This is a genomic window from Bacillus sp. B28 (assembly GCF_029536185.1).
Classification (GTDB): domain Bacteria; phylum Bacillota; class Bacilli; order Bacillales; family Bacillaceae; genus Bacillus; species Bacillus halotolerans.
This window is the reverse complement of the sequence record NZ_CP120511.1, coordinates 1,813,973-1,826,297: the sequence shown is the minus strand read 5'-3', so window position 1 is coordinate 1,826,297 and position 12,325 is coordinate 1,813,973. Positions and strand designations below refer to the sequence as shown.

Genomic DNA, 12,325 nt, shown 5'->3' with positions numbered 1-12,325 from the left:
AGAGCTGCCTCCATTTCACCTGCACATTTTTATGTATCACACGACGATCGTTTCTAATTCAATTAATTCCCATACAAACCTGTGATTCTCGTTTTGACTTCGTCTTGATGAAATGTTTTCTCATGCATAACGAGCTCCTGTTCTATCACGCTGGGAAGCTGCTCGCGAAGCGGCGCAACCAAGTGGTCCTTTAGTGTAATTAAGGAGTTTCTCGGTTTTTCCGCCAGCTCACGCGCCAGCTCCACAGCATACTCCAAAACTTCAGATCGAGGGAGGACTTTAAAGGGGATTCCTCTTTTTTCGAGATCGGCTCCCCGGTAATTGCCCGCATTCATTAATAACTCCTGCGCCAAGCTGAACCCGAGTTTTTGGGGAACGATAAAAGTGGCTCCCATACCCGGCGTAAACCCGTATTTCATAAAATTAGTGGTATACACGCTCTCCCTGCTCAGAATAACAAAATCAGCAAAGAGCCCCATGACAAAGCCGCCCCCAATTCCGTGACCCTGCATGGCAGCAATGACGGGAATTCTGCAATCAAGTGCCAGAGAATAGAGATTATCATCAGTAAACTTGGTGATTCCTTGCTGGATTCTCAGCAATCCTTCTTGTGTTCCGCCTGAAGCAAAATAATTGTCGTATCCCGTTAAAATCACTGCTTTATAGCTTTGGTGATTGCGAATGAATTCGAACGCTTGAATTAATCCGTCTGTGAGTTCTTGCGAAAACGCGTTTTTATGAGCACGGTCATGCATCTTGACCTGAATAATAGCGGGCTCGATTTCAAAAAGCTCTACAACAGAATGCGTCATGATGTCCTCCTAACGGTTTCTGATTGTATGTATTTCACACAGTTTACGGGCTCTTCTCCCAAGGGAACTGCCCCGTTTCAACGTACCTTATGATGCCCATTTGATTTTGAGGGTCGGAAAACATGTCTTGATTTTCAGTTAAAGCCATGGATTTCGTACGGCGCGGGCGGTCATCCAATGAATTGATAAACTGTTTATACCGCGCAATTGCCTTTTTATTTAACCGCCGCAAGCGCAATAAATGCTTTCTCAGCAGGACCTCGCTTTGAGCGTCACAGGCATCTACCAAGCTCCATTCCATGGCTTCCTGAACAAAAATCGGTTTTGTCATTAATGTCATATAATGCGCTTTTTGATAGCCGATCCTGCGAATCAGAAATGGCAGCACACAAGCTGGATAAAGACCAAATAACAACTCGGACAGACTGAATGATGCAGTTTGATCCGCAATGACAATATCACTGGCAGCCACAAATCCAAGACCTCCGGCATTTACTTTTCCCCGCACATGTGAAATGGTGACAAAAGGACCAGTCTGCAATTTCAGCCACAAATCATAAAGGGGTTCTTGAGAACTCGCTTGTTTTCTGCCGCTTTTCATCTCCTGATATATTTCTTGAAAATCCGCTCCGAAACAAAATACCTCCGGGAGCCCCTCTAAAACTATGACCGTAACGGAAGATGTCTCACATTGATTCATCACTTGTAAACATTCATCGATTAATTGGTCATTGATCGTATTATTAGCGTCAGGACGATGAAAGGTTAGATAGCAAATTGACTCTTGAAACCGGACCTTAATCGTTTGGTATGTCACGACATCCACCTGTACTTGCGATGAAACTCAGAAATTTCTTCTAAAAACAGCCTCGGCTTTTCTTGATGAAACTGCAATATCCACGGAATCATCTCAAGATCCAGCTTGACATTACGAGTTCCGAACCGGACCATCCCGCTTCCCTTGAACAGCGTTTCATACTCATCCATTGAAAGATGATATCGATTGTCCAAGTGCTTCTCGATTTCAAATAAGCGCTGGCGTTGTTGGCCTTGAGGCGTTGCAATTCCGCTGTAAAATTCAGAACAGCAGCCTGAACCATAGGAGAAACAGCCGATTCGTTTAGGCGAGTCAAGCTGCGCTTTGTCAATAGTGCTAGCCAACGCCAGAAGCAATGCGGCTCCCATAATGTTTCCGACCCTTTGGCAGTAGAGCAATCCCGGCTGTACCCGTTTCAAAAAATCAGTTTCTATCTCGGCCGTTTTCGCCTTTGCCATCTTACGCATCATCGTCCGGTGCGCCCCTTTCACCATTCCGCCAAAAGGCGTATGGTAGGCTAGATATTGAAACGTATCTTGATAATGAGCCCCAGGTACACGTTTTTGATATTCCAAGAACGTTTGTTCACAGCAATCCAAATATGACATTAAAGACAGGTCAGCATCTCCCGCCTCACTGTCGGGAATGGGACGGCACGTATCCATCACTTCGTAGCCGTAATAGCCGTTTGCCCCGGGATCAACTTGAAACACCTCGGGATTTTCGCCTATCAAAACAGCCACTGCTCCCGCTCCGGCACTCGGTTCGGCATAGGACCAATCCTCACTTAAAGCGTCTCCGCCTTCAGCGATTAAAAAACGGGAAATATCACTGGCGATGACCAGTGCTTTGGCACCCGGAGACGTCTGGGATAATATAAAATTCACTGCCATTTGAAATCCGGCAGTTCCTGAATAACAGGCTTGTTTTATTTCGAACAAACGACAGTTGCGATTGAGCCCTAAATACTCATGGATATAGGTGCTTAATGATTTTCCAAAATCGATCCCAGATTCGGAACAGGTGATCAGCAATTCAATCCTGTCCTTCTCTGCGTCACTTAGTGAATCAATAATCGGTTTAGCCGCATTCACTCCAAAGGTCACAGGATCTTCGTAAGGCAGTGCTACCGCTTTTTCCTTCATTAATAAATTTTCAAATCTAGCAGTATCTAAATGTCTGTACTTGGCTAATTGCATGACATCAAGGTATGCCGTTCCGCCAAAGACATTCATCGCTTCTATTCCAGCAGAAACCATTTATGATTCGCCTCCGCATTTTTCAATGTTTTGTATACAAACAGCGGTATTCATTCCGCCAAAACCCATGCTTAAACTCAACGCGTTTTTTATGTCGTGTGAAATTGATTGATCCTTCACCCAATGCAAGGAAGGATCAATTGGATCATGTAAATTCCGGCTCGGATGCAGGCGTGATTCTTTCATTTGAAGCAGTACAGAAATAATCTCAACAATGCCTGCTGCACTGAGCCCATGCCCGGTTATTGACTTTGTTGCGTTTATATAAGCATGAGAAAGACCGCAAGCATGCAGCGCCTTCAATTCAATTTCATCTCCAATGAAAGAACCCGTGCCATGAGGGTTTATGTAATCAATTTCTTCAGGTGTGAGACCGGCTCGCTCCAATGCCTTTTGTATGACATGGATCTCCCCTTCTAAAGAAGGATCAGGGTTTCGGTTCCCGTCTACTTTGATAGACCATCCAGACAATGCTGCATAGGGTTTTACGCCCCGGCGGACAGCCGTATCTTTTCGTTCTATCACCAATGCGCCGCAGCATTCTCCATAAATAAATCCATCTCTGTTCTGGTCAAAGGGACGGCACGCGTTTTCCGGCTCATCAGCATATTTATCCGTTCCCATAGCGCCTAAAGCCCTGAGCGCCTCACATTCCATATAGGAAATATCCATTAACGCCCCCAGTGCGATGCAAATATCAACCTCTCCTGACAGGACTTGCTCAATTGCTTGAATCACCGCCAACTGGCCGCTTGCGGAAGCACCTCCCGCCGTATAAGCTAAACCGGTAATTCCAAACTGTTCTGTACAAAGACCGCAAAGATCGCTATCCATAAAAGACAGTGCATATGCTGGCGACATGAAACCAGAGCGGTCCCTATAATTCTCATAAAGCTGGAGGGTCTCTCTTTGCTGAAAGTTCGATCCTCCTGCTACCAGCCCGATACGTGCGGAACCAGCATCGTCTAACTTCGCCTCCTCCCAGGCTTCTGAGAGAGTAACCAAAGCAGCTCGGCTGGAAAATGACGCTTTTCTTAGCAGTTTCTTAGAAAGACGGTCCGGATAAGATAACGAGGGAATTTCAGCTCCAATAAACCGGCTGTCTTTTTGTCTGCCAGGGCGCTGCATCACTTCAAAGGCATGCCTCCCAGACAATAACGAAGAAACAAAAGCCTCTTTCCCTTGGCCGATCGCTGCCGTTACTCCGACACCGGTCACCAAAATCTCAGGCGGATTGTACTTTGTCATAAAGCACCTCAGCTAATTCGCCGATGTTGTTCACACCAGACAGCTCGACACGAGGGATTTTTAATGATAAATCCTCAAGCACCATGGTTATAATTTCAGCCCTGTCTACAGAATCAGCCCCTAAATCAGCTAATCGATCTTCAGGCTCAAAACGGTGTCCGTCCAATTCCGGAAGAACCTCACAAATATTAGTAATCAATACTTCGAAGACTTTCTGTTTATTCATAACGTTTGTCTCTCCTTTAAATGGAATGTTAAACATGCAGGCTTCAACCATTTCTTTCGCAATATTCAATCTTTTATTATTGCACAATAGACTTTAAAGCGCCTTTTGAGAAAATAATGCAATTCTGTCGTTAAGTAACTTTGCGGTTTCTGTCATTAATATTTTCCCGATGTCATCCACATGACGGTTCCGCCAGCTCTCTAATTCCGAGCCTTTCACCCATTGATTAAAAGCTCCTAACGCCGGGCCGCAGTGAACTTGATAATCGACTTTAGACTCTTCGCTTCCGCTGATCGCCAATTGCGAGCTGTACCTAAAGTACCATCTGAAAATCAATGCCATCTTATGTTTCGGATTCCGTTCGGCCTTCTCAATCTCTGCCGATGGATAGTGTAATTTAATATCTTCATATATTTTTTCGATACTGCGTTTAAAATATTTCTCCTCTAGCTGAGTTAAGGTCTTTTGATCGATCTCACTCAATGATCCAAATCGCTGGTAAAGTTCATGCAGCTTGCTGGCTCGCGCCGGAAAAAACACACCTTTTTTCAGCACTTGCACTTTGCTGCCCGATTCGAACATATCACCCGCTGGCGCATACGCCGTATCTTGAACATTCATTTGCTGCAATAAATCTTTCACTCTGTCACTTGTGGCCGCTTCAACCGTACACTGATTGATTGAGCCGGTTAAGATAAAATCAGCACCGAGCATAAAGGCAGCCATCGCCGCCTCAGGAGTTCCTATCCCGCCTGCCGCACCGACGCGTATTTTTTTGTTATATCGATACTTTTTCATCATTTCGTCTCTTAATAATGTCATCGCCGGCATCAAACTGTATGCGACACCGCCGTCCGTATGACCGCCTGAGTCGGCTTCCACACAAATATCCTCTGCCACAGGGATCTCCCGCAATAACTCAGCTTCACTCGTTGTGATTTTGTTTTCTCTTAAAAGCTTTTCTACCATATTCTCCGGCGCAGGACTCATAAAGGATTCGGCAACCTCCGGCCTTGAGATTTTCGCTATTATTCGATTTGCACATGTCACTTCACCGTTTGGACGCCGTTTCAATCCTTTGGCGCGATATCTTACTAAAGCAGGAGTGACACTTAGAAATGCGGAGGCTTCCAAATGTCTCACATTATGTTTCAATAAAAGATCAATCATTTTTTCTTCTGATTCAATATGCTTCATATTGTGCACCAGGTTAATGCCATAGGCTTGTCCCTGCCCCAATTCGCCTTGAATAGACAGAATCGCGTCCTCAACGTCATTCAGATCCAAACCGCCCGTGCCAAAGAATCCCATCATCCCCGCTTTTGACATCTTTACAACCATTTCTTTCGAAGCAATACCGCGGTACATTCCTCCTGCAAGATAAGCATATGTAAGTTGATAGTCTTTTTTAAACTCGGCACTTCCTAATGAATGAGCTGTAATTTCAGCAGACATTCGAGCTGAATGGGCGTCACTCTCTGCTTGTTCATTTTGCTGGCCATTAGAGGCATTTTTCTCTGTTGAATCAGCATGATGTGTTAACGGCTCCGCTTCATTTTTTATGCGGGTAATTAAGCCGGTTAACACCTTTCCAGGACCGACTTCTTCAAACTCCATTGCTCCTCTTCCCATAAGAAAACGAATGCTGTCTGTCCATCTAACCGTGCTGTTCATTTGTTGAGACAGGGTATCTTTCAGCCTTTCCTGTTGATAAGGCTCTGCATATACATTCGAGATAACTGGAAAAGACAAAGGCGAAAAATGGAAAGTTTCTATAAATTGCTTAAATTCTTGTTTTGCTTCATTCATATACCTGGAATGAAAAGCTCCGCTTACGTTTAATGGGTGAAACAGCTTTACATCCTGGATGGTTTCAAAAACAGCTCTCGCTTTTTCAATATCTTTTTTTTGCCCGGAAATCACAATTTGCCGAGGTGTATTCTCATTTGCCACATCAATCGTATGTAAATGATGTTCTTCTAATACGGATGCAACTTGTTCCTTATCTAAACCGATCACCGCAGCCATACCGCCTCCAGTAATCCGTCCCATCAGCTCGCCTCTTTTTTTCACCAGCTTTAAGCCTGTCCCAAAGTCAAATGCGCCTGCTGCAAACAGGGCGTTGTATTCTCCTAAGCTATGCCCCGCCGCAAAATCAGGTTTTTCTCCGGTCTCCTCCAGCTTTTTCAAATAACTGAGTGCATTGACCACGTATAAAGCCGGCTGAGTATATTGAGTATGATTGACATCGAAATAGCCTAGTTCAGTACAAAGTTTTTTGATTGAATATCCTAGTATTTGATCTGCTTGGTCCGTCAAATACTGATATTGCTCAAAAAGTCCTTGTCCCATTCCTTTTTGCTGGGAGCCTTGTCCCGGAAAAACATATGTAATCATCTTGTTTACTTCCTTTCTAGTTTCTGTAAACGCTCAACCATCTCCAGATTTTTCAGCTCCTGATGAAATGGTGTGATGATTGAATAACAGCGATTCGCTGAATCTCCCGAGATTAATTGTTTAACAAACGCAGCTAAGGTTCCTGAAGGCCCCAAATCAATGAAATAGCACGTATGCTGACTTTCCAAAAATTGAATAGCTTCTCGAAATCTCATTGGTCTTCTTACAGTATCCCAAAAGAAATCGTTATGAATCTCGCGAATGCTGCTTCCCGTTAAACAGGATACCAACGGAATTTTAGGGTGTTTAAAAGATTTTGATCTTAAAAATTCTTTATATATATCTTCTGCAGGATCAATAAGGGAAGAATGAAATCCGTAGGATACAGGCAGCGGCTGGCAGAGAATCTCGTTCTCTCTCAGGACATCAGTGATCTGCTGTATGTTTTCACTTTCTCCCGAAATGACAAAGTGCGAATCATAATGAATGGAGGTTAATTCACTATTTTCAAATAGCTGCGGATGATCAAGTAATAGTTGCGGTTTGTCGAGTATAGCCAGCATTTTTCCTTTATCGCAGTATTTTTCGATGACGGTAGCCTGTTCAAGTATGCATTCCAGTATCTCTTTTGCGTCTAAAACACCGGAAGCAGCAGCTGACGCGAATTCTCCCAGACTTGCCCCCAGCACGTAATCAGGCTGGATTCCCTTTTCTGCGAAAACCCGATATAAAGAATACTCAACCATAAAAATAGCGGGGTGCGTATAAAGGACACGGTCAAACGGATCCGATACACGCTTAGCGGGATGATACATTTCATTGACTATAGATATGCCGATTCGCCGAGAGACAATGGCATCCATTTCAAGCATACATTGGCGAAAAACGGTGTTTCCGCTGAATAATTCTTTTCCCATATGATAGTACTGAGAGCCTTGTCCGGAAAACATAAAAACGAGTGGTTCATTCATTTGTATAACCTTCTTTTTTTATGTATTTATAGGTGAGTTACGGAAATATGATGATGCTGGCCTGCCTGTGAGAAAAGCCTCGTTATATGGTTTATAACATGAATGGAAAAATGCTTTCGTTTTGTTGTTCTGGATGTGGAAGCTCGTTAATGAAGTGATCTTGGAAGCATCTGAATTTGATGTGAATCATTTTGGCATCGCCAAAAACATCGACTCTATTATGACTTAGATGTTTTTGAAATAAAGGGCGGTTCTCTTGAAAGGAGAGCGATGGTTTATCGTCATATAAAAACTGACTGCGATAGTGCAAATGTCCGCTAGAGAGCGAACTTTTTTTATCAGCCTCATTATGTAACAGTATATAAATTCTTTCCGTTTTAACAGTGTCTATCGAATCATGCATCGCGTATACTTTAGACCCGAATTTGAGGCCTTTTGGTATAGAAATCGGTTTAGCGTGTCATAGGTTCCGCATCTGTTTCAATGCGGCGGATCAATCCTGTTAACACATTTCCCGGTCCTATTTCCTCAAACTCCATTTGACCTTTTTCCATTAAAAAGCGTATACTTTCAGTCCATTTTACCGAATGGTTGATTTGATCCGCCAGTGTCGGCTTAATTACTTCAGAAGAGTACGGTCTGGCATATACATTAGAAATAACCGGAATAGATAAAGGAGCAAAATGAAAAGTGTCAAGAAACTGTTCAAACTCCTGCTTTGCATGATTCATGTATCTGGAATGAAACGCACCGCTGACGTTTAAGGGGAGAAACATCGTAACGTCTGTTTTGGCTTCAAAGATGGATGCGGCTTTGTCAATATCTTCTTTTTGACCTGAAATCACAATTTGATAAGGAGCATTTACATTCGCAATGTCAATCGCATGTAAATGATGATCTATCAAAACCTCTGAAACCTGTTCTTCATTTAGTCCCATAACGGCCGCCATACCGCCGTTGCTTACCATGCTCATCAGCTCGCCTCTTTTTCTGACAAGCTTTAACCCCGTCTCAAAATCAAAGGCTTCAGCCGCAAATAGCGCATTGTATTCTCCAAGGCTGTGCCCGGCAACAAAATCGGGTTTTATGTCTGTTTCCTGTATTTTTTTCAGGTAGCTTAATGCGTTCACTACATATAAGGCCGGCTGAGTAAATTGCGTTTTGTTTAAGTTTGAATAAGGATTTTCTATGCATAGGCGTTTGATAGAATACCCTAAGATCTCATCTGCTTGTGCCGTCAGTTCTTTAAACTCATCAAATAACTCACTGCCCATTCCCTGTTTCTGTGAACCCTGTCCCGGAAAAACATATGTGATCATTCTATTAAAGCCACCCTTCCCCGCATATATAATTACCTGCTGACTTACGTTATAAAAAATATAAGTATTGCCCCGGATAAATAGTAGCATGTTCATGTTGATGGTAACCTCTGTAAATATTATCCGTCAAGTTAATTTTTCCTACACATTCCATCGTTTTTTCTCTGCATTTTTCAATAAAGGTATAAAGAATCAGGACACGCTGTAAAACATGAGAAAATAGACCTTCATATCATTTGTGCCAAAAGATGATGATACATAAGCTTCATTTCATCACTTAATAAAATCAACCCGTGCTTTGTCATCATTTTTCAAAAGGCAAATCTTTCGGATGCAGAAAGAAAATAGTCTAATAGAATGATTTCGGGAAACACTTATTTAAAATCAAAAATGCCTCTTTGATTTTTTCTATTGCGGAATTTCACAAAATATTCTCTTTTATCAATCTGAAAATAAATATTATGTTTTAAAAGCTCACCTATTGTTTGCCCTGGTGCTTGACCAAATGAATGCCCCGGATAAACCCGCCCTTCTGGGGAAACGATAGATTTTATCCTCTGAACACTGTCGAACATATCATCTGCGGAACTGCCATGATCTTCACATATCCCGCATCCTTCCGTAAAAATCGTATCTCCTGTGAATATACTTTCTGAAAATAAATAACACATCCCGCCGGCTGTATGCCCAGGTGTAAGCAGACATTGCGCTTTCGTCATTCCTATGCTGATGGTTTCAAGGTCTTGAAGAGCAATTAAGTTTTTGCATCTGAATTGGTAAAAGTCGATTTCTGTTTTCGACATATACACTTGAGGATGAAATAATGCCGAGAGCGGCTCAACAAGATTTACATGATCATAATGAGAGTGCGTTAAAAGAATTGCTGATAAATCAACCTCCAGCTCAGAAAGTTTATTAGTTATTTTACTCAATTCCCATGATGGATCAACAACTATTGCAGATCGGCTTACAATATCTTCAATGATGTAACAATAGTTAGTCCACCTGTGATGAAATGTTTTGATCGTATGTACCGCATAAGTAACCATTTTCACCATTCCTATCAATATGAAGTTCTTTCATTCTCTCTTCCATTCCCACTTTACCAAACGGCATGCGGCTTTTCCATTCTTCAATTCATTCTTGCAGTTACGGCTTGATTCTCATAAAAAAAGTTATTCTTTTTGGAGACTTGTCCATTAAGAATAACTTTTTACAGTAACCTATTCACTCTTGGGCTGATTCATCCACGCAGATAGATTGTAAATGCTGCATAATCACACGTTTGATCCGTTCTTTATTCACACGGCGAGGGTCAAACATCGCATGTAAAGCCAAGCCATCGATTAAAGCGTACAGCCTCTCTCCTTCTATTTCTTTATCAGCATGTTTTTGCAATAAATGAAGCTGGTCCAAGTAGTCAATCAGATTTCGAATTGCTTTGTAAATTTCGTCATGTCCCTCATCAAACATATTGTCTTTATGTCTCGCATAAACAGTAAAAGCAAACCATACCTCCATCTCTCTAATCGTTTCAGCATTTGTCGGGACAATTTCAAGCAGTATGTGTAACACTTTTTCTTTAGGCGGCAAATCATGGGCAGCAATTTCATTAATGCGGTCTGTCACCTTTTCTTTCACAAGTTTCATTGCAAAAACAAGCAATTCATCCTGAGTTGAAAAATAATGGCGAAGCGCACCTAACGACAGTCCTGCTTCTTTGGCAATGTTTCTGACTGAGGCCCCCTCCATCCCTCGTTCTAAAATCACCCGCCATGTCGCTTCTGCAATGTGTTTTCTTCTTTTTTCATGGTCAATTTGTTTTGGCATATCATTATTTTACCAAGAAAAAAATCAAAGAGCAATTTTTATAATACAGTTGTTTTATAAAAATGCAGATGGTAAAATCATATTAAATAATACAACTGTATTGGAAAGAGGGGAACAGATTGAACAGTGTCGCTTGGATGATTGTCTTCTGCGAAATAGGATTTTGGGTTGTAATAGTGTTAGGCCTTGTCGTACGCTATCTATTTAAACAAGATAAATTAGGGCTGCTTCTTTTTGCCTTAACCCCTGTCATTGACCTGATTTTGTTAATAATGACGTCCGCGGACTTATACCGCGGAGCCGTTGCGACTACTGCGCACGCGATTGCTGCAGTGTACATCGGCGTATCGATTGCTTTCGGCAAGCAAATGATCCAATGGGCGGATGAAAAATTCCGTTATTATGTAACAAAGCAAGGCTCAAAACCGCTTGTGCGCTATGGAATGGATCATGCGAAACATTATGCGAAAAGCTTGATCAGACATGTGCTCGCTTACCTTATTGGTGCCGGGCTGCTGGCCGGGATGATTTATTTTATTAATGATGCTGCCCGTACCGAAGCTCTGGGCAGTGTTTTAAAGCTATGGACAGTCATTCTGGGCATTGATTGCCTGATCACCGCCAGTTATTTTATCTGGCCGAAAAAAGCGAAAGCTTCAAAAAATCTCAGAAGTTAAAATTAGTCCCGCTAAAAAATCCTTTTTCAATAGAAAAAGGATTTTTTCACTTTTGTAAATATATGTTACACTTTATGCAAGTCATCTAGATAAGGAGCTTATATGAAAAAAGCCTCTGCTTTCTCAGTATACCTGCCGGATTTTCGCTTTTTTCATTAGGCACTTGCCTAGGAAACATATCCTGTTTTTATTATTATTTTAGTATATTCGGGATGAATTCTGCTGTATTGTGAATCACTAACATGTAAGGAGTGTAATACGTGAGCCAGAAAGAACACGACACGCCATTTAAAGACTTAAAACCAAGCTCAAAAATAATAGTGATTGTATCCATTGCCCTCCTTATCACAATTGCAGCTGCTGTGATCTTCGGCGGTTATTTCTTCGGCATGAAAGGGCTATTTGCCATTCTCGGCATCACATACGATTCCAATCAAACCTTATTGTTTTTTATATTGGGATGCTTTGCTGCCGGACTGGTTATAGACCCTCTAACAAAAGCCGTTTCTTTGATCATGATTCATTCACTTTCTATCAGAAAAACAGCACTTTTCACATTTGTTTTTTATTTCATCGCTAATTTCATCACAATTTGTTTAGTAGATTACTTTATGGATTCTATTTATATTCCGGACGCATTACTCTTTGTCATATCAGCATTTATGGCGTTCACTGAACTAGCATTTGATGATCAGCCTAAAACATGAACCGATAAAAAGCTGCTTGTGATTGATTCAAGCGGTTTTATGGTGTAATGTCATTTTCGTCG

The 12,325-nt window shown here is 42.0% G+C and carries 12 protein-coding genes; 2 read left to right on the top strand and 10 right to left on the bottom strand.

The annotated features are described in order from the left end of the window. Window positions 1–62: 62 nt before the first annotated feature. The 10 genes from P3L57_RS09215 to P3L57_RS09170 form a co-directional block, all read right to left on the bottom strand. Window positions 63–812 carry a polyketide synthase gene (locus P3L57_RS09215; RefSeq protein WP_059292742.1) on the bottom strand — a complete coding sequence of 250 codons (750 nt, stop codon included), beginning with the start codon at window positions 810–812 and terminating at the stop codon, window positions 63–65. 43 nt (window positions 813–855) lie between these two features. Then, window positions 856–1,638, bottom strand: coding sequence for an enoyl-CoA hydratase/isomerase (locus P3L57_RS09210; RefSeq protein WP_083244464.1), 783 nt, complete (start codon window positions 1,636–1,638; stop codon window positions 856–858). Then, a complete protein-coding gene (locus P3L57_RS09205) occupies window positions 1,626–2,888 on the bottom strand; it encodes a hydroxymethylglutaryl-CoA synthase family protein (RefSeq protein ID WP_069486555.1) in 1,263 nt (420 codons plus the stop codon). The genes P3L57_RS09210 and P3L57_RS09205 overlap by 13 nt, the downstream gene beginning before the upstream one ends. After that, a complete protein-coding gene (locus P3L57_RS09200) occupies window positions 2,889–4,136 on the bottom strand; it encodes a beta-ketoacyl synthase N-terminal-like domain-containing protein (protein ID WP_044155819.1) in 1,248 nt (415 codons plus the stop codon). Continuing rightward, a complete protein-coding gene (locus tag P3L57_RS09195; protein ID WP_024121473.1) occupies window positions 4,114–4,362 on the bottom strand; it encodes an acyl carrier protein in 249 nt (82 codons plus the stop codon). The genes P3L57_RS09200 and P3L57_RS09195 overlap by 23 nt, the downstream gene beginning before the upstream one ends. Window positions 4,363–4,455: 93 nt before the next feature. Next, window positions 4,456–6,759 carry an ACP S-malonyltransferase gene (gene fabD, locus P3L57_RS09190; RefSeq protein ID WP_069486554.1) on the bottom strand — a complete coding sequence of 768 codons (2,304 nt, stop codon included), beginning with the start codon at window positions 6,757–6,759 and terminating at the stop codon, window positions 4,456–4,458. 5 nt (window positions 6,760–6,764) lie between these two features. Next, window positions 6,765–7,730, bottom strand: a complete 966-nt coding sequence (locus tag P3L57_RS09185; RefSeq protein ID WP_059335772.1) for an acyltransferase domain-containing protein — start codon at window positions 7,728–7,730, stop codon at window positions 6,765–6,767. Window positions 7,731–8,182: 452 nt separating this feature from the next. Next, on the bottom strand, window positions 8,183–9,049 hold the full coding sequence (gene fabD, locus P3L57_RS09180) for an ACP S-malonyltransferase (protein ID WP_024121471.1): 867 nt from the start codon (window positions 9,047–9,049) through the stop codon (window positions 8,183–8,185). Window positions 9,050–9,423: 374 nt separating this feature from the next. Beyond that, window positions 9,424–10,098, bottom strand: a complete 675-nt coding sequence (locus P3L57_RS09175) for an MBL fold metallo-hydrolase (RefSeq protein ID WP_069486553.1) — start codon at window positions 10,096–10,098, stop codon at window positions 9,424–9,426. A gap of 178 nt (window positions 10,099–10,276) precedes the next feature. Further along, complete coding sequence (locus tag P3L57_RS09170; RefSeq protein ID WP_044155825.1) at window positions 10,277–10,879, bottom strand: TetR/AcrR family transcriptional regulator; 603 nt, start codon at window positions 10,877–10,879, stop codon at window positions 10,277–10,279. Window positions 10,880–10,998: 119 nt separating this feature from the next. On the opposite strand from P3L57_RS09170, the gene P3L57_RS09165 reads away from it, so the two are divergent. Together P3L57_RS09165 and P3L57_RS09160 are read left to right on the top strand one after the other, a co-directional pair. Next, window positions 10,999–11,556, top strand: coding sequence for a hypothetical protein (locus P3L57_RS09165; RefSeq protein ID WP_069486552.1), 558 nt, complete (start codon window positions 10,999–11,001; stop codon window positions 11,554–11,556). Window positions 11,557–11,816: 260 nt separating this feature from the next. Further along, on the top strand, window positions 11,817–12,263 hold the full coding sequence (locus tag P3L57_RS09160; RefSeq protein ID WP_059292750.1) for a YrvL family regulatory protein: 447 nt from the start codon (window positions 11,817–11,819) through the stop codon (window positions 12,261–12,263). The last annotated feature ends 62 nt before the right edge of the window (window positions 12,264–12,325 follow it).